This window comes from Pseudomonas huaxiensis (assembly GCF_003231275.1).
Lineage (GTDB): Bacteria > Pseudomonadota > Gammaproteobacteria > Pseudomonadales > Pseudomonadaceae > Aquipseudomonas > Aquipseudomonas huaxiensis.
In genome coordinates this window covers 14,044-35,050 of sequence record NZ_QKVL01000036.1, presented here as the reverse complement: position 1 = coordinate 35,050, position 21,007 = coordinate 14,044, and the positions used below count along the sequence as shown (strand labels likewise).

Annotated in this window: 15 protein-coding genes; 7 read left to right on the top strand and 8 right to left on the bottom strand. The window is 64.2% G+C overall.

What is annotated here, in order from left to right:
* The first annotated feature begins 13 nt into the window (after window positions 1–13).
* The 6 genes from DM374_RS26035 to fdhA all read left to right on the top strand — a co-directional run bounded on the left by DM374_RS26035 (window position 14) and on the right by fdhA (window position 7,733).
* Window positions 14–1,264, top strand: coding sequence for a sarcosine oxidase subunit beta family protein (locus DM374_RS26035; RefSeq protein ID WP_110972459.1), 1,251 nt, complete (start codon window positions 14–16; stop codon window positions 1,262–1,264).
* Window positions 1,265–1,278: 14 nt separating this feature from the next.
* Window positions 1,279–1,608: a sarcosine oxidase subunit delta gene (locus tag DM374_RS26030; RefSeq protein ID WP_095156230.1), complete on the top strand. Its 330-nt coding sequence runs from the start codon at window positions 1,279–1,281 to the stop codon at window positions 1,606–1,608.
* On the top strand, window positions 1,605–4,622 hold the full coding sequence (locus tag DM374_RS26025) for a sarcosine oxidase subunit alpha (RefSeq protein ID WP_110972458.1): 3,018 nt from the start codon (window positions 1,605–1,607) through the stop codon (window positions 4,620–4,622). The genes DM374_RS26030 and DM374_RS26025 overlap by 4 nt, the downstream gene beginning before the upstream one ends.
* A 121-nt stretch (window positions 4,623–4,743) precedes the next feature.
* A complete protein-coding gene (locus tag DM374_RS26020) occupies window positions 4,744–5,376 on the top strand; it encodes a sarcosine oxidase subunit gamma (RefSeq protein ID WP_110972457.1) in 633 nt (210 codons plus the stop codon).
* A gap of 21 nt (window positions 5,377–5,397) precedes the next feature.
* Window positions 5,398–6,255, top strand: a complete 858-nt coding sequence (gene purU, locus DM374_RS26015; protein ID WP_110972456.1) for a formyltetrahydrofolate deformylase — start codon at window positions 5,398–5,400, stop codon at window positions 6,253–6,255.
* A gap of 278 nt (window positions 6,256–6,533) precedes the next feature.
* Window positions 6,534–7,733, top strand: coding sequence for a formaldehyde dehydrogenase, glutathione-independent (gene fdhA, locus DM374_RS26010; RefSeq protein ID WP_095156226.1), 1,200 nt, complete (start codon window positions 6,534–6,536; stop codon window positions 7,731–7,733).
* Window positions 7,734–7,941: 208 nt separating this feature from the next.
* Here the strand turns inward: fdhA and DM374_RS26005 are convergent, their stop codons facing one another.
* From DM374_RS26005 to glnE, 8 genes are all read right to left on the bottom strand, one after another.
* The gene (locus DM374_RS26005) at window positions 7,942–9,384 is read right to left on the bottom strand and encodes a lipopolysaccharide kinase InaA family protein (protein WP_110972455.1); all 1,443 of its coding nucleotides are present in this window, start codon (window positions 9,382–9,384) and stop codon (window positions 7,942–7,944) included.
* Window positions 9,384–10,136: a lipopolysaccharide kinase InaA family protein gene (locus DM374_RS26000; RefSeq protein ID WP_110972454.1), complete on the bottom strand. Its 753-nt coding sequence runs from the start codon at window positions 10,134–10,136 to the stop codon at window positions 9,384–9,386. Before DM374_RS26000 ends, DM374_RS26005 begins: the two co-directional genes overlap by 1 nt.
* Window positions 10,133–10,867, bottom strand: a complete 735-nt coding sequence (locus DM374_RS25995) for a lipopolysaccharide kinase InaA family protein (RefSeq protein ID WP_110972453.1) — start codon at window positions 10,865–10,867, stop codon at window positions 10,133–10,135. Before DM374_RS25995 ends, DM374_RS26000 begins: the two co-directional genes overlap by 4 nt.
* Window positions 10,867–11,673: a lipopolysaccharide core heptose(I) kinase RfaP gene (rfaP, locus tag DM374_RS25990; protein WP_110972452.1), complete on the bottom strand. Its 807-nt coding sequence runs from the start codon at window positions 11,671–11,673 to the stop codon at window positions 10,867–10,869. The genes DM374_RS25995 and rfaP overlap by 1 nt, the downstream gene beginning before the upstream one ends.
* A complete protein-coding gene (locus tag DM374_RS25985) occupies window positions 11,670–12,794 on the bottom strand; it encodes a glycosyltransferase family 4 protein (protein WP_110972451.1) in 1,125 nt (374 codons plus the stop codon). Before DM374_RS25985 ends, rfaP begins: the two co-directional genes overlap by 4 nt.
* Window positions 12,794–13,855, bottom strand: a complete 1,062-nt coding sequence (gene waaC, locus DM374_RS25980; protein WP_110972450.1) for a lipopolysaccharide heptosyltransferase I — start codon at window positions 13,853–13,855, stop codon at window positions 12,794–12,796. Before waaC ends, DM374_RS25985 begins: the two co-directional genes overlap by 1 nt.
* Window positions 13,856–14,905: a lipopolysaccharide heptosyltransferase II gene (waaF, locus tag DM374_RS25975; RefSeq protein WP_110972449.1), complete on the bottom strand. Its 1,050-nt coding sequence runs from the start codon at window positions 14,903–14,905 to the stop codon at window positions 13,856–13,858.
* A gap of 133 nt (window positions 14,906–15,038) precedes the next feature.
* Window positions 15,039–17,972 carry a bifunctional [glutamate--ammonia ligase]-adenylyl-L-tyrosine phosphorylase/[glutamate--ammonia-ligase] adenylyltransferase gene (gene glnE / locus DM374_RS25970; protein WP_110972448.1) on the bottom strand — a complete coding sequence of 978 codons (2,934 nt, stop codon included), beginning with the start codon at window positions 17,970–17,972 and terminating at the stop codon, window positions 15,039–15,041.
* A gap of 383 nt (window positions 17,973–18,355) precedes the next feature.
* Here glnE and aceE point away from each other — a divergent pair, with 383 nt between their 5' ends.
* A complete protein-coding gene (gene aceE, locus DM374_RS25965) occupies window positions 18,356–21,001 on the top strand; it encodes a pyruvate dehydrogenase (acetyl-transferring), homodimeric type (RefSeq protein ID WP_095156217.1) in 2,646 nt (881 codons plus the stop codon).
* The last annotated feature ends 6 nt before the right edge of the window (window positions 21,002–21,007 follow it).

Genomic DNA, 21,007 nt, shown 5'->3' with positions numbered 1-21,007 from the left:
GGAGTAACAGACCATGCAACGCTATTCGGGCTTCGGCCTCTTCAAACACTCCCTCAGCCACCACGAAAACTGGCAGCGCATGTGGCGCACGCCGACCCCGAAAAAGGTCTATGACGTGGTCATCGTCGGCGGTGGCGGCCACGGCCTGGCCACGGCCTACTACCTGGCCAAGGAACACGGCATCACCAACGTCGCAGTGGTCGAAAAGGGCTGGCTGGGCGGCGGCAACACCGCCCGCAACACCACCATCGTCCGCTCCAACTACCTGTGGGATGAATCGGCGCACCTCTACGAGCACGCGATGAAACTCTGGGAAGGCCTGTCGCAGGACATCAACTACAACGTGATGTTCTCCCAGCGCGGCGTCTACAACTTGTGCCACACCCTGCAGGACATGCGTGACTCCGAACGTCGGGTCAGCGCCAACCGCCTCAACGGCGTGGACGGCGAGCTGCTCAACGCCAAGCAGGTGAGCGACGAGATTCCGTACCTCGACTGCACCAAGAACACCCGCTATCCGATCATCGGCGCCACTGTGCAACGGCGCGGCGGCGTGGCCCGTCACGACGCCGTGGCCTGGGGCTTCGCCCGTGCCGCCGACGCCCTGGGCGTGGACCTGATCCAGCAGACCGAGGTCATCGGTTTCCGCAAGGAAAACGGCGCCGTCATCGGTGTCGAAACCAACAAGGGCTTTATCGGCGCCAAGCGCGTTGGTGTGGTCACCGCCGGTAACTCCGGGCACATGGCGGGCCTGGCCGGCTTCCGCCTGCCGGTCGAATCGCATCCGCTGCAAGCGCTGGTGTCCGAGCCGATCAAGCCGATCATCGACAGCGTGATCATGTCCAACGCCGTGCACGGCTACATCAGCCAGTCGGACAAGGGCGACCTGGTCATCGGCGCCGGTATCGACGGCTGGGTCGGCTACGGCCAGCGCGGCTCGTACCCGGTCATCGAACACACCCTGCAGGCGATCGTCGAGATGTTCCCGATCCTCTCCCGCGTGCGCATGAACCGCCAGTGGGGCGGCATCGTCGACACCACCCCCGACGCCTGCCCGATCATCTCCAAGACCCCGGTCAAGAACATGTTCTTCAACTGCGGTTGGGGCACCGGCGGCTTCAAGGCGACCCCGGGTTCGGGCAACGTCTTCGCCGCGAGCCTGGCCAAGGGCGAAATGCACCCGCTGGCCAAACCGTTTTCCATCGACCGTTTCCACAACGGCGCCCTGATCGACGAACACGGCGCAGCCGCCGTCGCCCACTAACAGGAGAAATCATCATGTTGCACATCTTCTGTCCACACTGCGGCGAACTGCGCTCCGAGGAAGAATTCCACGCGGCCGGCCAGGCTCACATCCCGCGTCCGCTGGACCCGAACGCCTGCACTGACGAACAGTGGGGCGACTACATGTTCTTCCGCGACAACCCGCGCGGCCTGCACCACGAGTTGTGGATCCACGCCGCCGGCTGCCGCCAGTACTTCAACGCCACGCGCGACACCGTGACCTACGAGATCCTGGAAACCTACAAGATCGGCAGCAAGCCACAGGTCACCGGTAAAGGCACCGCCCCGCAGTTGGTCGCCAACGGCCAGGGAGAAAAGGTATGAGCCAGGTTTATCGCCTTTCCAGCGGCGGTCGCATCGACCGCAGCACCGTGTTGAGCTTCACCTTCAACGGCCAGACCTACCAGGGCTATGCCGGCGACAGCCTGGCCGCCGCGCTGCTGGCCAACGGTGTCGATATCATCGGGCGCAGCTTCAAGTATTCGCGTCCCCGCGGGATCATCGCGGCCGGCTCCGAAGAGCCGAACGCCATCCTGCAGATCGGCGCCAGCGAAGCCACCCAGATCCCCAACGTGCGTGCTACCCAGCAGGCGCTGTATGCCGGCCTGGTCGCGACCAGCACCAACGGCTGGCCGAGCGTGAACAACGACGTCATGGGGATTCTCGGCAAGGTCGGCGGCAAGCTGATGCCGCCGGGCTTCTACTACAAGACGTTCATGTACCCGCAGTCGTTCTGGATGACCTACGAGAAGTACATCCGTAAAGCCGCCGGCCTTGGCCGCGCGCCGCTGCAGAACGACCCGGACACCTACGACTACATGAACCAGCACTGCGACGTGCTGGTGGTGGGCGCCGGCCCTGCCGGCCTGGCCGCAGCCCTCGCTGCTGCGCGCAGCGGGGCGCGGGTGATCCTCGCCGATGAACAGGAAGAATTCGGCGGCAGCCTGCTGGACAGCCGCGAAAGCCTCGACGGCAAACCGGCGACCGATTGGGTCGCCGCAGTGGTCGCCGAGCTGAAGAGCCTGCCGGAAGTCACCCTGCTGCCACGCTCCACGGTCAACGGCTACCACGACCACAACTTCCTGACGATCCACGAACGCCTCACCGATCACCTCGGTGACCGTGCGCCGATCGGCCAGGTCCGCCAGCGTATGCACCGCGTCCGCGCCAAGCGCGTGGTACTGGCGACCGGCGCTCACGAGCGTCCGCTGGTTTACGGCAACAACGACGTGCCGGGCAACATGCTCGCCGGTGCCGTCTCCACCTACGTGCGTCGCTACGGCGTAGCGCCGGGCCGCAAGCTGGTGCTGTCGACCAACAACGATCACGCCTACCGCGTTGCCCTCGACTGGCACGACGCCGGCCTGCAAGTGGTCGCCGTTGCCGATGCGCGGCACAACCCGCGTGGCTCGCTGGTGGAAGAAGCCCGTGCCAAAGGCATCCGCATCCTGACCTCCAGCGCCGTGGTCGAGTCCCGTGGCAGCAAGCGCGTCACCGGTGCGCGGGTCGCGGCCATCGACGTCAAAGCGCACAAAGTCACCAGCCCCGGCGAATGGCTGGATTGCGATCTGGTTGCCACGTCCGGCGGCTACAGCCCGGTGGTTCACCTGGCCTCGCACCTGGGCGGCAAGCCGATCTGGCGCGAAGACATCCTCGGCTTCGTGCCGGGCGAAGCGCCGCAGAAGCGCGTGTGCGTGGGCGGCATCAACGGCGTGTTCGCCCTTGGTGATGCCCTGGCCGACGGTTTCGCAGGCGGCGCCCGCGCCGTGACCGAAGCCGGCTTCAAGGCTGGCACGGCAACCCTGCCCAAAGCCCTGGTCCGCCAGGAAGAAGCGACCCTGGCACTGTTCCAGGTGCCGCATGACAAGAACACCGCGCGGGCGCCGAAGCAATTCGTCGACCAGCAGAACGACGTTACCGCCGCCGCCATTGAACTGGCGACCCGCGAAGGCTTCGAGTCGGTCGAGCACGTCAAGCGCTACACCGCGCTGGGCTTCGGTACCGACCAGGGCAAGCTGGGCAACGTCAACGGCCTGGCCATCGCCGCCCGTTCGCTGGGCATCGGCATCCCGGAAATGGGCACCACCATGTTCCGCCCCAACTACACGCCGATCACCTTCGGCGCCGTGGCGGGCCGGCATTGCGGTCACCTGTTCGAGCCTGTGCGCTTCACCGCGCTGCATGCCTGGCATGTGAAGAACGGCGCCGAGTTCGAAGACGTCGGCCAGTGGAAACGGCCGTGGTACTTCCCGCGTGCCGGCGAAGACATCCACGCTGCCGTCGCCCGTGAATGCAAGGCCGTGCGCGACAGCGTGGGCCTGCTGGACGCCTCGACCCTGGGCAAGATCGACATCCAGGGCCCGGATGCCCGCGAGTTCCTCAATCGCATCTACACCAACGCCTGGACCAAGCTCGACGTGGGCAAGGCCCGCTACGGCCTGATGTGCAAGGAAGACGGCATGGTCTTCGACGACGGCGTGACCGCCTGCGTCGGCGACAACCACTTCATCATGACCACCACCACCGGCGGCGCGGCCCGCGTGCTGCAATGGCTGGAGATCTACCAGCAGACCGAATGGCCAGACCTGAAGGTGTACTTCACTTCGGTCACCGACCACTGGGCGACCCTGACCCTGTCCGGGCCGAACAGCCGCAAGCTGCTGGCCGAGGTCAGCGACATCGACCTGGACAAGGACGCCTTCCCGTTCATGAGCTGGAAGGAAGGCCAGGTCGGCGGCGTGCCGGCGCGGGTGTTCCGTATTTCCTTCACCGGCGAGCTGTCGTACGAAGTGAACATCCAGGCCAACTACGCCATGGGCGTCCTGGAAAAAATCGTCGAGGCCGGCAAAAAGTACAACCTGACCCCGTATGGCACCGAGACCATGCACGTCCTGCGGGCCGAGAAGGGCTTCATCATCGTCGGCCAGGATACTGACGGCTCGATGACCCCGGACGACCTCAACATGAGCTGGTGCGTGGGCCGCAACAAGCCGTTCTCGTGGATCGGCCTGCGTGGCATGAACCGCGAAGACTGCGTGCGCGAGAACCGCAAGCAACTGGTGGGCCTCAAGCCGGTCGACCCGACCAAATGGCTGCCGGAAGGCGCGCAACTGGTGTTCGACCCGAAACAGTCGATCCCGGTGGCGATGGTTGGTCACGTCACCTCCAGCTACGCCGCCAACTCGCTGGGTTATTCCTTCGCCATGGGTGTGGTCAAGGGTGGCCTCAAGCGCATCGGCGAACGGGTGTATTCGCCCCAGGCGGATGGCAGCGTGATCGAGGCGGAAATCTGCTCCTCGGTGTTCTTCGATCCGAAGGGTGAGCGGCAGAACGTTTGAGGCTTCGCGAGCAAGCTCGCTCCTACAAGAGCGGCTCGTTCCTCTGTAGGAGCGAGCTTGCTCGCGATGGGCTGCACAGCAGCCCCAAACCGGTTTCCAGAATTCAGGCAGGTATAAAAAGATGAGCGCCATCAACGTCTACGAGCAACGCCCCGGCAACGACGCCAAGGCCGAGTCGCCGCTGCACCACGCCGACCTGTCCAGCCTGGTCGGCAAGGGTCGCAAGAACGCCGGGGTGACCCTGCGCGAGAAACAATTCCTCGGTCACCTGACCCTGCGTGGCAACGGCCACGACCCGGCCTTCGCTGGCGGCGTGTTCAAGGCCATCGGCCTGGAACTGCCGGTCGCCCTGACCGTGGTCGCCAACGGCGAGATGTCGCTGCAATGGCTCGGTCCGGACGAGTGGCTGCTGATCGTTCCCGGCGGCCAGGAAGTTCCGGTGGAAAACGCCCTGCGCGAAGCGCTGGCTGACCAGCACATCCAGATCGTCAACGTCAGCGGCGGCCAGACCCTGCTGGAGCTGAGCGGTCCTAACGTGCGCGACGTGCTGATGAAGTCCACCAGCTACGATGTGCACCCCAATAACTTCCCGGTAGGCAAGGCAGTCGGCACTGTCTTCGCCAAGTCGCAGTTGGTGATCCGCCGTACCGGCGAGGAAACCTGGGAACTGCTGATCCGTCGCAGCTTCTCCGACTACTGGTGGCTGTGGTTGCAGGACGCTTCCGCCGAATACGGCCTGGCCATCCAGGCCTGAGCCCCGCACAGGAGAGTCGTCATGAGCCGTGCCCCGGACACCTGGATCCTCACCGCCGACTGCCCGAGCCTGCTCGGCACGGTGGATGCGGTTACCCGCTTCCTCTATGAGCAGCGCTGCTACGTCACCGAGCACCACTCGTTCGATGACCGGCTCTCCGGACGCTTCTTCATCCGCGTGGAGTTCCGCCAGCCCGACGACTTCGACGAGGCGGGCTTTCGCGCCGGCCTCGCCGAGCGCGGCGAGGCATTCGGCATGCTGTTCGAACTGACCGCGCCGAACCATCGACCCAAGGTGGTGATCATGGTCTCCAAGGCCGACCACTGCCTGAACGACCTGCTTTATCGCCAACGCATCGGACAGTTGTCGATGGACGTGGTCGCGGTGATTTCCAACCACCCGGACCTGGAACCGCTGGCCGAGTGGCACCACATTCCGTACCACCACTTTCCGCTCGATCCCCATGACAAGCCGGCGCAGGAGCGCAAGGTGGTGCAGGTGATCGAAGAGTCCGGCGCCGAGCTGGTGATCCTCGCCCGTTACATGCAGGTGCTGTCGCCGGAGCTGTGCCGGCGCCTGGATGGCTGGGCGATCAACATCCACCACTCGCTGCTGCCCGGCTTCAAGGGCGCCAAGCCGTATCACCAGGCCTACAACAAGGGCGTGAAGATGGTTGGTGCCACTGCGCACTACATCAATAACGACCTCGACGAAGGCCCGATCATCGCCCAAGGGGTAGAGGTGGTGGATCACAGCCATTACCCCGAAGACCTGATTGCCAAGGGGCGGGATATCGAGTGCCTGACTCTGGCGCGGGCGGTTGGTTATCACATTGAGCGGCGGGTGTTTCTGAACGCCAACAGAACAGTCGTTCTTTAAACGGGCCTCATCGCGACGGTTCGGCGCCCCGACAAGCTCGCTCCTACAGGGTCACCATTGCCTTGTAGGAGCGAGCTTGTCGGGGCGCCGAACCGTCGCGATTTGCATTTCTGAAACCGACAAAAAACCTGCCGCCCACAGATAACTCGCTGTCGCATCCAGCCCCTGCATTTGCGCCAACCGGGCCCACAATTCCCCCATTCCAGTAACACATGCCGCCCATGGACGGTGGCGCTGCAACCAACGCTGTATAACTACAAATCAAGCGAGGTAAGAGCATGTCTGGCAATCGTGGAGTGGTGTATCTCGGCTCCGGAAAGGTCGAGGTGCAGAAAATCGACTACCCGAAAATGCAAGACCCGCGCGGTCGCAAGATCGAACACGGCGTCATCCTCAAAGTGGTCTCCACCAATATCTGCGGCTCCGACCAGCACATGGTTCGCGGTCGCACCACTGCCCAGGTCGGTCTGGTCCTGGGCCATGAAATCACCGGCCAGGTGGTCGAGAAGGGCAGTGACGTCGAGAACCTGAAGATCGGCGATCTGGTCTCCGTCCCGTTCAACGTGGCCTGCGGCCGCTGCCGTTCCTGCAAAGAACAACACACCGGCGTCTGCCTGACCGTCAACCCGGCCCGTGCCGGTGGCGCCTACGGCTACGTCGACATGGGTGACTGGACCGGTGGCCAGGCCGAGTATGTGCTGGTGCCTTACGCCGACTTCAACCTGCTGAAACTGCCCGATCGCGACAAGGCCATGGAGAAGATTCGTGACCTGACCTGCCTCTCCGACATTCTGCCGACCGGCTACCACGGCGCGGTCACTGCGGGCGTTGGCCCAGGCAGCACGGTGTACGTGGCCGGTGCCGGTCCGGTGGGCCTCGCGGCTGCCGCATCGGCGCGCTTGCTGGGTGCGGCGGTGGTGATCGTCGGTGACGTCAACCCGGTGCGTCTGGTGCATGCCAAGGCTCAAGGCTTCGAAGTCGTCGATTTGTCCAAGGACACCCCGTTGCACGAACAGATTGTCGACATCCTCGGCGAGCCAGAAGTGGATTGCGCGGTGGATGCAGTGGGCTTCGAAGCCCGCGGTCACGGTCATGCCGGCGCCAAGGCGGAAGCGCCGGCGACCGTGCTCAACTCGTTGATGCAGGTTGTTCGCGTGGCGGGCAAGATCGGTATTCCCGGCCTGTACGTAACTGAAGACCCGGGCGCGATTGACGCTGCGGCGAAGATCGGCAGCCTGAGCATCCGCTTTGGTCTGGGCTGGGCCAAATCCCACAGCTTCCATACCGGCCAGACCCCGGTGATGAAATACAACCGTGCGCTGATGCAGGCCATCATGTGGGACCGCATCAACATCGCCGAAGTGGTGGGCGTGCAGGTCATCAGCCTCGACCAGGCGCCGGAAGGCTACGGCGAGTTCGATGCCGGCGTGCCGAAGAAGTTTGTGATCGATCCGCACAAGATGTTCAGTGCGGCGTAAGCGAAAATGAAGAAGGGGCCGTGATTGGCCCCTTCTTCTTTGAGTACGTCACCGCCAAACCTGTAGGAGCGGCTTTAGCCGCGATCGGCGGCGAAGCCGTCGTAATCCGAAGCCCCTGATTTGCCTGACACACTGAGGAGGCAGGTTTTACGGCCGCTTCGCGCCCGTTCGCGGCTAAAGCCGCTCCTACAATGTCCTGAGCCGTCCATCAGATCGGTAGCTTCGGCAAACACTCATCCAGCCGCTTGTACAGCGCACTCTCCACCGGCCAGTTGCGTAGCAACCGCGCGCGGTCCTTGGCGAAGGCCGGGGCGAAGCTCATCTGGGTCACGTGTTGGCTCATCGCATCCAGGTCGATCAGCGCCCAGTCACCGTCTTTCCAGAACAGGTTGTAGGCTTTCAGGTCGCCGTGGCTGATGCGTTCGTGAATCAGTTGCGCCAGCAGCCGTTGCAGCGCATCCAACTGCTCGTCCGGCACGTCGCCGCTTTCCACATAAGGCGCGAAGGCGGTCATCAGGTCCGGGCCGTCGAGCAACTCGGTCACCAGATACGCCTTGCCCCGAAGCCCCAGCCAGCGGGTTTCCAGCACCGCCAGCGGCTTGGGCGTGGCGAAACCAAGGAATTCCAGGCGGTGCCCTTCGATCCACGAATGCCAGGCCCGGCTCGGGCGCCAGAAGCGCTTGAACCAGTGGGCGGTGTCTTTGATGTTGTAGCGCTTGATCACCAGCGGCCGACCTTGCACTTCGACCCGCGCCACGCTGGCCGCGCCGCCGGTCTTGTACAGGTGGCCCGCGTCGATCAGCGTGTCGGCGTTGTCAAGCACCGGCAGCATCGCCGCCTGCTCACCACGGACGATGGCGCGCAGGCCGGAGGCGCCGCATTCGACGCTGAACAGCGTGCAGTCGCGGCCGGCTTTGTCCAGGTAGTCTTTCAGACGCCAGTGGCGCACCTTGTCGATCTGTTTTTGCAGGGCTTCCAGCGGCAGGGCGTGCTCGCTGTTGGCCAGCAGGTAATGCACCAGCAGTTCTTCGATGAACGGTTCCAGGCGCTTGGGCAACTGGGCGAAGAACACGCCGAGGTTCTGTAGCACCTGCTCGCGCGACAGCGGCTGGCCCGGGGTTTGCGCCTTGATGCCGCCGCCGTCGATAACGTGCAGTTGGCCGTTGTAGCGCAGCAGGTTGTCGAGGTGCAGGTCGTCCTGCCAGAGCCCTTTGGCGTGCAGGTGCGCCACGGCGGCCAGGGCTTCGCCGAGGACCAGGCTTTGCTCGTCGCTCAGCGGCGTTTGCCCTTCGACGTCGGCCCAGGCGTCGCCGAGGCTGGTGGACCCTTCGAGGTATTCGAACAGCAGCCAGCCGCCTTCACCTTCACGCAGACCATCTGCAAGCAGCAGCGGGGTGGTCACGCCGTTGTCCGCCAGCAGGCGCACGCCAGACAGCTCGCGCTGGAAGTGGCGGGCGGCATTGCCGCCTACCAGCAGCTTGGCCAGCACCGGCTTGCCGCGCCACACGCCAGCACCGACATAACGCTGCCCCGGCAGTACGCGTAGCAGGGTGAGCAGTTGCAGTTCGGCGCTGCCAGCGGCATCGGCTAAGGTGATGCTCAACGGCAGTTGCGGGCTGCGCCCGGCATCCTTGAGTTCGGACAAACGCATCAGCGGGCCTCTTTGTGACGACGACGACGCACCAGGCGTTGCAGCCAGGTATGTACCAATGGGCTGTCGCCCGGTTGATCCAGGTAAGCCGACAGCAACAGGCGGATGTCGGCCTCGCTCCACACCGGCGCGCGGCGCAGCAGCGGCTCCAGGTCTTTGATTCGGTCACGCTGGCCGAACAGCAGCGGGCGGGTTTTTTCCAGGTCGATCAGTTGCGCCTGCCACCCCTCGCCGCGTTCGCGCAGGAAGATGTGCTTGGGGTAGAAGCAGCCGTGCACCTGGCGGGCGGCGTGCAGCGTGCGGGCCAACTGGCCGCAGGCGCGGAGGATGCCCTGGCGCTGCGGGAGCGGCAGTTGCGGCCACTGGCCGAGCAGGCTGTCGAGGTCGTTCCAGTCGTCCAGCGCGCGGGTCATGAGGATCGCCCGGCGTTCGCCGTTCACCTTGCGCTCGCCGTAGTACACCGCCTGCAGGGCCGGGATGTGCAGCTTCTGGTAGCGGCTGATATTGCGGAATTCGCGGGCGAAGGTCGGTTCGCCGAACGGGCTGTGCAGCGTGTGGGTCAGGTAATCGCTCTGGCGCTTGAGGTAGTAGCCCTTGCCCTCCAGCTCCAGGCGGAACACGCTGCTCCAGCCGCCGCGGCCGGTGTTGGGCTCGTCCACGGCGTCCAGTTGCAGTGCCCAGAGCGGGTCGAAGCCGTTCAGTCCATGACGTTCGAGCAGCGCCGTGTCGGCACTGGCCAGGAAATCACTCATTCGCGTCCCTCGAAAAACTTCACGATATGCCGGACGCGTTTCTTGTCCGATGCATTCAACCGGTTGCGGTTGCGGTACTGCAGGTAGAAACGCAGGCGCTGGGTCGCCGACAGGTGGTATTTGGCCACTTTGTCCAGGCACGCCAGGTCTTTGGTGATCCGGTAGCGCAGCATGAAGCCCCACCAGAAGTCGCCTGTGGGGCAGTCGATGAAGAATAGCGTGCCCTGGTCATCCACCAGCAGGTTGCGCCACTTCAGGTCGTTATGGGTGAAGTGGTGGTCATGCATGATCCGCGTGTGGCGGGCCAGTTGCTGGCTGATGTTGTCGACCCAGCGGCGGTCGGCCAGGCGCGGGTCATTGCGTTCGGCGAGCACCGAGAGGTCTTCGGTGCGTGGCAGCTCGCGGGTGATCATCGCGCCGCGGCCGAAGCTCAGGCCGTTGCGCTCCAGGCCGCAGGCGACCACTTCCGCGGTGGGTATCTGCCATTTGGCGAACTGCTTGAGGTTCTGCCACTCGGCCTTGATGCGCGGCCGCCCCAGGTAGCGGCGCAGGCCCTTGCCGGCGCCGGTGTAGCGTTTGACGTAATAGTTGACCCCGTCACGCTGCACGCGAATCACTTCGCTCAGCGGGTCGCGGGTCAGGCGCTCGCCCTGAAGGGCGAACACCGCTTCGATACTGCCGAAATCATGCGCCAGGGCCGAATATTTCGGCTCCAGTGTCCAACCCGCCATCAGAGCGCGTCCCCATACCGTTGCTTACGCTCGTAGAGCTTCTGTGCCTTGCCGTCCAGCCACGCCAGCAGGCCGGCATGTTCGGCGAGGATCTGCCGCAGCGGCTGCTGGAAATAGCCGCGCAGGAAGCGCAATTTGTCGCGCCGTGTCAGGCCGATGTCCAGCGCCGAGAAATACAGGGCAGCGAGGTCTTTGTCGCGCCAGCGGCGGGTGATTGTCGCCCGGGTCTGGGCGCGGTGCAGGTCGATGACCGACAGTTTGAAATCATCCGCCGTCACCGGGCGATCGGTGTGCAGCAGAAAGTGGCAGATATAGCAGTCACGGTGGTTGACCCCGGCACGGTGCATGCCGCCGGTCATCTTCGCCACCTCGGCGATCAGCGCGCGTTTCAGGCGCGGCTCCGGCGGCTGCTTGACCCAGTCGATGCTGAAGTCTTCCAGGCTGACGGTGGGCGCCAGTTCCTCGGTGACGATGAACGAATGCTGGGTCGCCGGGTTGCTGCCGCGCTCGCCGTAGGCCACGGCGGTCATGGTCGGTACGCCCACTTCGTGCAGGCGCTGGATGGCTTTCCATTCCTGGCCGGCACCGAGCACCGGGAGCTTGGCGGTGAGCAGGTTCTTGACGATCTCGCCCCAGCCGATGCCACGGTGGATCTTGACGAAGTAGCCACGGCCCTCGATTTCGGTACGCAGGGTGCGGCGACCTTCCAGCTCGCGGTAGACCTCGCCTTGCAGCGCCTCGACGGCGTCGAAGGCGTCGCGTCCGGCCCAGAGCCGTTTGAAGGTCTCGTTCAGTACAAGTTTCATGCGCGCTCCTGCGCGAGGATCACGTCGGCGGCATGCTGCGGCATGCTGTACAGATCGGCGGTGTCGGCGAAGGCCAGGCCGTTGCGGCTCCAGTCGGCACGGGCGGCGTCGTCTTCGAGCACACGTTGCAGGTAGCTGTTGAGCTGCTCCTGTTCGAAAGGCTCGTCGAGCACCAGGCCGCTGTCGGCCTCGGCGATGTAGTGGGCGTAGCCGCAAACGGCCGTGACCAGCACCGGCAAGCCGGCCACCAGCGCTTCGAGCAGCACCGTGCCGGTGTTCTCGTTATAGGCGGGGTGGATCAGCAGGTCGGCGCCGAGCAGGAAACGCGGGATGTCGCTGCGGCCCTTGAGGAACTGCACCTGGTCATTGAGGCCCAGGGCGGTGCTCTGCAACTGGAACACCTTGGGATCGTCCTGGCCGATGACCATCAGCCGGGTGCGCTTGCGCAGGGCCGAGGGCAGGGCGGCGAGGGCCTTGAGGCTGCGGTCCACACCCTTGGTCTTGAAGCCGGAACCGATCTGCACCAGCAGCAGTTCGTCGTCTTTCAGGTCGAATTCGCGGCGAAACTCGGCGCGGATTTCGGCGGCGTTGGCCGGGGCCCGGCGGTCCTGGGAAATGCCCGGCGGCAGCAAGTGGAAGCGCTCGGCCTGGGTGCCGTAGTGCTTCACGAACAGCGGCTGCTGGACTTCGGAAATCATCAGGATTTCGGTGCGAGCGTTCTTGTCGAACACCGCGCGCTCGTATTCGGCGAAGTGCCGGTAGCGGCCCCAGCGCCGGTACAGGCTGCCGCGCAGGGTCTGGGCCTTGTCTTCGAAACAGCCGTCGGCGGCGTAGTAGACGTCCAGGCCGGGCATCTTGTTGAAACCGATCAGGCGGTCTACCGGGCGCTTGGCCAGGTCCGCTTCCATCCAGGCGCTGAGTTTCTCGTTGCGCCGATGGTTGAACAGCGCCTTGACCGGCGCCACCAGCACCTCGAAGCCGGGCGGCACGTCGCCTTCCCAGATCAGGGTGTAGACGCGGATCTGATGCCCGCGCTGCTGGCACTCCAGGGCGATGCGCATGAAGTCACGCTGCAGGCCACCGAAGGGGAAATACTTGTAGAGCACGAAAGCCAGTTGCATCAACGAACATCCTCAACCCGCAGCAGCTCGCCCAACTGGCGTGCCACACGTTCGGGATTCAGGCGAGTGAAGCACAGCGGCCACTCACGTTTGAGATCGAACCGGCGCTGTTCTTCGGCGCTCGGCTTGTAGGTGCACTTCTTGCGCAGGCAGGGTGCGCAAGGGAAGTCGCTGGCGACATGGACCTGGGATTTCCCGTAGGCCCCGGTCAGGCCCGGGTTGGTCGGGCCGAACAGCGACAGGGTCGGCACGTCCAGCGCCGCCGCGAGGTGGCCAAGGCCGGTATCGACCGCCACGCAGGCCTTGGCCGAGGCCAGCACACGACCCACCCCGACAAGGTTCAATTTGGGCAGTACCTGGGCGTTCTTCAAGCCCTGGGCGATACGCTCGGCGCGGGCCTTCTCCGCCGGGTTGCCCCACGGCAGGCAGATTTGCAGGCCGGCGCGGCCCAGCCGCTCGGCCAGTTGGCGCCAGTACAACTCGGGCCAGTGCTTGGTGTCCCAGGTGGTGCCGTGCAGGAACACCACGTAAGGCGCGACGCCTACTTGCTCCAGGCGGCTGCGGTCCAGGCCGTAGTCACCGATGCCTTCGGGCAGGTCGTAGCCCAGGGCGAGGGCGAACAACTGGCGCACCCGTTCAACGGCGTGCTGGCCGGTGGCAACCGACAGACGGCGGTCATAGAAGCGGCTGGAAAAACCTTCCCGCGCCGAATAGCGGTCCAGGCCGGCCACTGGCGTCTTCTTCACGTAACGGGTCAGCCAGGCGCTCTTGACCAGCCCTTGAGCGTCGATCACCAGGTCGTACTTGCGCTCGCGAATACGCTTCTTGAACTGGCGCCACTCGCCGCTCTTGAAGGTTTGCCAGAGGTTCTTGCGCCAGCGGCGGATGGCCACCGGAATCACCTGGTCCACCGCCGGGTGCCAGGTGGGAATCTCGGCGAAGCCTTCTTCCACCACCCAGTCGAAGGTGATGCCGGGGATGGCGTGGGCCGCGTCGGTGAGCGCCGGCAGGGCGTGGATCACGTCGCCCAGGGAGGATGTCTTGATCAGCAGGACCCGCACTTAATCGACCTCTGCACTGACGTCGACCAGCGACGGGCCGTCGAGCCGCTGCAGCGCCGCGGACACCGCGTCGGGCTCCAACTGGCGCAGGCAGTTGTAATGGCCGAAGCGGCAGGTCCGGTCGAAACAGGGGCTGCATTCCAGGCCCAGGCGCACCACTTCGACCTGATCGGCCAGCGGTGGCGTGAAGCCGGGGGATGTGGAACCGTAGACCGCCACCAGCGGACGGTTCAGCGCCGCGGCGACGTGCATCAGGCCGGAGTCGTTGGAGACCACGGCGTCGGCGCAGGAGAGCAGGTCGATAGCCTCGGCCAGCGAGGTTTCGCCAGCGAGGTTGAAGGATTCTTCACGCAAGCCCGGAATCAACCGGTCGCGGATCTGCTCACCCACCGGGTGATCGTTCTTCGAACCGAACAGCCAGACCTGCCAGCCCTCGCGGACCTTCAGTTCGGCGACCTTGGCGTAGTGCTCCGCCGGCCACTTCTTGGCTTCGCCGAACTCGGCACCCGGACACAGCGCCAGCACCGGACGGTCCAGCTCCAGGCCGAACTTGGCCAGCGCGGCATCGCGGCTGGCGGCCTCGATGCTCAGGCTCGGACGTGGATAAGGTTTCGGCAGGTCGCTGCCGTCGGGGAAGGCGAGGGCCATGAAGCGCTCGATCATCAACGGGTAGCGGGCCTTGTCCAGGCGCCGCACGTCATTGAGCAGGCCATAGCGGAATTCGCCGCGCCAGCCGGTGCGCTGCGGGATGCCGGCGAAGAACGGCACCAGCGCCGACTTCAGCGAGTTGGGCAGCAGGATCGCCTGATCGTACTGGCCGACCAGGGATTTGCCGATGCGCCGGCGCGTAGCCAGTTCCAGTGCGCCGTGGCCGAGCGGGAAGCTCAAGGCCTGGCGGACTTCGGGCATGCGCTCGAGGATCGGCCGGCTCCATTCGGGGGCCAGCACATCGATCACGCAATCGGCGTGACGCTGCTTCAGGACCTGGAACAGCGTTTGCGCCATCACCATGTCGCCCACCCAACTGGGCCCGATTATCAAAATTCTCATGCAAATTCCAGAAACGATCAGGGAGGCATCAGTCTGTTTTAACAGCCTGGCCTCCCTTCTTTATATTCAGGCTCGGTCCATCAGTGTACGCCACTGATCCGGGGCTGGCCTCCTGCCAGCCGGATCTGCCTGTTCAACTGAGTCCCAGTTCGCCCCAGATCCGCCGTACTTCCTGGCGTTCATTGACGAATTGCCCCGCGTCGATCACCCCGGCCTGTTTCTGCAAGGCCTGGCGGTGGGCTGCCGAGCGGAACGCCTTGTATACCTCGCGCAGCAGCACCGCATCGCTGGCGGGCATCAGCCCGGCTTCCTCGAGGCCTTCGAGAATGCGGATGTTGTCGGTGTAGCGCAGCAAGGCGGGATGGCTGTGGGACCAGGCGAGCGCGGCGTATTGCACCATAAATTCAATATCCACGATACCACCGGCATCCTGCTTGATATCGAAGGGAACGCCGGGGTCATAGGCATTGGCCGCGGTGCCGGCGGCGGTGGATTTGGTCCCCAGGTTGTCGCGCATCTTGGCGCGCATCTCGCTGACTTCGGTACGCAGCCCGGCCAGGTCGCGCTGCTTGCCCAGCACCCGCGCCCGCACGTCTTCGAAGGCCGCACCCACTTGCGGGCAGCCCACCAGTACGCGGGCGCGGACCAGGGCCTGGTGTTCCCAGGTCCAGGCTTCGTTCTGCTGGTAGCGCTCGAAGGCGCCGACCGAGCTGACCAGCAAGCCCGAGGCTCCGGACGGCCGCAGGCGCATGTCGACGTCGTACAGTTGCCCGGAGTTGGTCTGGGTGGTCAGCAGGTGAATGATGCGCTGGCCCAGGCGGGTGAAGAACTGCGCGCTGTCGATTGGCTTGTCGCCGTCGGTTTCCGCCTGCGGGTCGCCGTCGTGGATGAACACCAGGTCCAGGTCCGAACCATGGCCCAGTTCAAGGCCGCCCATCTTGCCGTAGCCGACGATGATGAAGCCCGGATCGCACGGGCTGCCGTCGCTGCGCTGGGGCCGGCCGTGGCGGGCGACGGTCTGGCGCCAGGCCAGGGCCAGCACTTGATTGAGGATGGCTTCGGCCAGCCAGGTCAGGTAGTCGCTGACTTTCATCAATGGCAGGTTGCCGGCGATTTCCGAGGCGGCGACGCGCAGGCTGTGGGCCAGCTTGAAGTGCCGCAGCGCTTCCATCTGTTGTTCGAGGTCGTCCTCGGGAATGCGGGTCAGGCGCTCGCGCAGTTCGGCGGCCAGTTCCGGTGCCTTGGGCGGGCTGAACAGGCGGCCTTCATTAAGCAGTTCGTCCAGCAGCAGCGGGAATCGGGCAATCTGCTCGGCGATCCACGGGCTGGCCGCGCACAGGGTCAGCAGGCGGCGCAGGGCGCCGGGGTTCTCGGTGAGCAGCACCAGATAGGCCGAGCGCCGCGCCACGGCTTCCACCAGGGGCAATACCCGTTCCAGCACCAGGTCCGGGTCGTCATGCTCAACCGCCTGGGCGAGCAGGCGCGGAATAAAGGAGTCCAGCCGCTCGCGGCTCAGGCGCTGCATGGAGCGCAGGTTGGGGCTGGCGCGCAGGCCGGCAAGTTGTTTCAGGGCCTTGGCGGCGTCGCGGAACCCGGCGTCCTGCAACTGGCGGCAGGCGGCCTCTTCGTCCTGGGCTTCTTCCCAGAGCGGCAGCCATTCGCCGCCGACCACCACTTCGCCTTCGCCGTCTTCGTCGTCCGGGTCGGCAATGACCTGGCGGAAATGCCAGTCGATACGCCCGCGCCAGTGCATCAGTTGGGCGTGGAAGGCGTCCCAGTCAGGGAAACCGAGCATGAACGCGATGCGTGCGCGGTCCAGGTCGCCGTCGGGCAGCATCTGGGTCTGGCGGTCGGCGATGGCCTGGATGGCGTGCTCGGTATAACGCAGGAATTCGTAACCGTCGCGCAACTCGCTCACCACCGCCGGCGGCAGGTAACCCTGGCCTTCGAGGGTCGCCAGCACCTTGAGCAGCGGACGCTGTTGCAGGCTCAGGTCGCGGCCGCCGTGGATCAACTGGAAAGCCTGGGCGATGAACTCCACCTCGCGGATGCCGCCGGCCCCCAGCTTGATGTTCTCGGACATCCCCTTGCGCCGGACTTCCTGCTGGATCAACTGCTTCATGGTGCGCAGCGCTTCGATTGCCGAGAAGTCCAGGTAACGCCTATAGACGAAGGGCCGCAGCATTTCTTGCAACTGGTTGCCGGCGACCTGATCGCCCGCCACCACCCGCGCCTTGATCATCGCGTAGCGTTCCCAGTCGCGGCCCTGGTCCTGGTAGTACTGCTCCAGCGCATTGAAGCTGAGCACCAGCGCGCCGGACGAACCGTAGGGCCGCAGGCGCATGTCGACGCGGAACACGAAGCCGTCGACGGTGATCGGGTCCAGTGCCTTGATCAGGCGCTGGCCGAGGCGGGTGAAGAACTCCTGGTTATCCAGCGAGCGCTTCACGCCCTCGGTCTCGCCGCCCTCGGGGTAGGCGAAGATCAGGTCGATGTCGGAGGACAGGTTCAGCTCCACCGCGCCCAGCTTGCCCATGCCCAACACCACCATCTGTTGCGGCTGGCCGCTGCGGTGGCCGGTGGGCGTGCCGAATTGCTGGCACAGGCGCGGGTACAGCCACTGATAGGCCTGATCGATGGCGGCGTCGGCCATGTCGGACAGGTCGCGGCAGGTCTGGACCAGATCGGCCTGGCGGGTCAGGTCGCGCCAGATGATCCGCACCTGATGACGGGTGCGCTGGCGGCGCAGGGTGCGCGCCAGTTCATCTTCGCTGGTCGCGGCCTGGGCGGCGGCGGCCAGTTGCGCACACAGCTCGCCGGGGGCGAAGGGGCGATCAAGCTCGCCGCTGGCGGCGAGGTCGAGGAGCATGGCCGGGTCGCGCTGGCTGTGTTCGAGGACGAATTCGCTGGCCGCAGCGACCCGGGCGAACCCGGCCCAGCGTTCGGTGGTCCAACTGTCCAGGCTCAGGCCTTCATGAGCGGCCACGGCGCTGCGCAGCGCCTGTTCGTTGCTGATAGACAGGTGTTTGAGGGTTTCGGGCAGTTCGACCAGCGACGGCAGGCTCATGGTCTATCCTTGATCGGCGGGAAAACGCAGGCAGTGGCGGGGCAGAAGTCGTACGCCCCGGGTATGACTGTCGTACAAAAGTTTGAAATAGCGGCAATTGCGTATTTATTGGCAGAAACCATCACGGCAAGCCTTTTCTCAACCGGTTTTTCGTCGCCGGTATCGTTTTTTCTCACAAGCCGAATGCTTTCGGCTGATAAGACAAATGTAGTTTTACTACTGCTTTTTTCAGTTGAAGGCATGTAATGACGAACGATTTGTAGTAAAACTACACGCCGCCGGGACTACCTCCGGTAATCCAAGAATTCATGTCGTCTGCCCAAAAGGCCAGTCGCAAACTTCAGGCAACCGATTCTGGTAGCCTTTCCGCCCTGGAGCAAGCCATGCAAGACCTCGATCCCGTCGAAACCCAGGAATGGCTGGACGCCTTGGAGTCGGTTCTCGACAAAGAAGGCGAAGACCGCGCTCACTACCTGATGACCCGTATGGGCGAGCTGGCAACCCGTAGCGGTTCGCAGCTCCCGTACGCAATCACCACGCCATACCGCAACACCATTCCAGTTACCCACGAAGCACGCATGCCTGGCGACCTGTTCATGGAACGCCGCATTCGCTCGCTGGTACGCTGGAACGCCTTGGCGATGGTAATGCGCACCAACCTGAAAGACTCGGATCTGGGTGGCCACATCTCCAGCTTCGCTTCCAGCGCCACGCTGTATGACATCGGCTTCAACTACTTCTTCCAGGCTCCGACCGAAGAGCACGGCGGCGACCTGATCTTCTTCCAGGGCCACGCCTCGCCTGGCGTCTACGCTCGCGCCTTCATGGAAGGCCGCATCAGCGAAGACCAGATGAACAACTTCCGTCAGGAAGTCGATGGCAACGGTCTGTCGTCCTACCCGCACCCATGGCTGATGCCTGATTTCTGGCAGTTCCCGACCGTTTCCATGGGTCTGGGTCCGATCCAGGCGATCTACCAGGCGCGCTTCATGAAGTACCTGGAAGCCCGCGGCTACATCCCTGCCGGCAAGCAGAAAGTCTGGTGCTACATGGGCGACGGCGAGTGCGACGAGCCGGAATCCCTGGGCGCAATCTCCCTGGCTGGCCGCGAGAAGCTGGACAACCTGATCTTCGTCATCAACTGCAACCTGCAGCGCCTCGACGGCCCGGTTCGCGGCAACGGCAAGATCATCCAGGAACTCGAAGGCGTGTTCCGTGGCGGTGGCTGGAACGTCAACAAAGTCGTCTGGGGCCGTTTCTGGGACCCACTGCTGGCCAAGGACACCGACGGTATCCTGCAGCGCCGCATGGACGAAGTCATCGACGGCGAGTACCAGAACTACAAGGCCAAGGACGGCGCGTTCGTCCGTGAGCACTTCTTCAACACTCCAGAACTCAAGGCCATGGTCGCTGACCTGTCCGACGACGAAATCTGGAAGCTCAACCGTGGTGGTCACGACCCGTACAAGGTCTATGCGGCCTACCATCAGGCGGTCAACCACAAAGACCAGCCTACCGTCATCCTGGCCAAGACCATCAAGGGTTACGGTACCGGTGCCGGCGAAGCCAAGAACACCGCGCACAACACCAAGAAGGTCGACGTCGACAGCCTGCGTCACTTCCGTGACCGCTTCGACATCCCGGTCAAGGACGAAGACCTGGAAAACCTGCCGTTCTTCAAACCTGAAGAAGGCAGCGCCGAAGCCCGTTACCTGGCCGAGCGTCGCTCCGCACTGGGTGGCTTCGTGCCTCAGCGTCGCGCCAAGAGCATCAGCATCCCGACTCCGCCACTGGAAACCCTGAAGGCGATCCTGGACGGTTCGGGCGACCGCGAAATTTCCACCACCATGGCCTTCGTGCGGATCCTCGCGCAACTGGTCAAGGACAAGGAAATCGGTCAGCGCATCGTTCCGATCATCCCGGACGAAGCCCGTACCTTCGGTATGGAAGGCATGTTCCGCCAACTGGGCATCTACTCGTCCGTCGGCCAGCTCTACGAGCCAGTCGATAAAGACCAGGTGATGTTCTACCGCGAGGACAAGAAGGGCCAGATCCTCGAAGAAGGCATCAACGAAGCGGGCGCCATGTCCTCCTTCATCGCTGCCGGTACTTCGTACAGCACCCACAACCAGCCGATGCTGCCGTTCTACATCTTCTACTCGATGTTCGGCTTCCAGCGTATCGGTGACCTGGCATGGGCAGCCGGCGACAGCCGCACCCGTGGCTTCCTGATCGGCGGTACCGCCGGCCGTACCACCCTCAACGGTGAAGGCCTGCAGCACGAAGACGGTCATAGCCACATGCTGGCCGCGACCATCCCGAACTGCCGCACCTATGATCCGACCTACGGCTACGAGCTGGCGGTGATCATCCAGGACGGCATGAAGAAGATGACCGAAGAGCAACAGGACGTCTTCTACTACATCACCGTGATGAACGAAGCCTACACCCAGCCAGCCATTCCGGCCGGTGTCGAGGAAGGCATCATCAAGGGTATGTACCTGCTTGAAGAAGATACCCGCGACGCGGCGCATCACGTTCAACTGCTGGGCTCTGGCACCATCCTGCGCGAAGTCCGTGAAGCGGCGAAGATCCTGCGTGAAGAGTTCAACATCGGCGCTGACGTATGGAGCGTTACCAGCTTCAACGAACTGCGTCGCGACGGTCTGGCCGTAGAGCGCAGCAACCGTCTCAAGCCAGGTCAGAAACCACAGGTCACCTACGTCGAAGAATGCCTGAGCGGCCGTAAAGGTCCGGTCATCGCGTCCACCGACTACATGAAGCTGTTCGCCGAGCAGATTCGTCAGTGGGTACCGAGCAAAGAGTTCAAAGTCCTGGGTACTGATGGCTACGGCCGCAGCGACAGCCGCAAGAAACTGCGTCACTTCTTCGAAGTCGACCGCAACTTCGTTGTGCTGGCTGCACTGGAAGCCCTGGCTGACCGTGGCGAGATCGAACCCAAGGTGGTGGCCGACGCCATCGTCAAGTTCGGCATCGACCCGGACAAGCGCAACCCACTGGACTGCTGAGGAGTA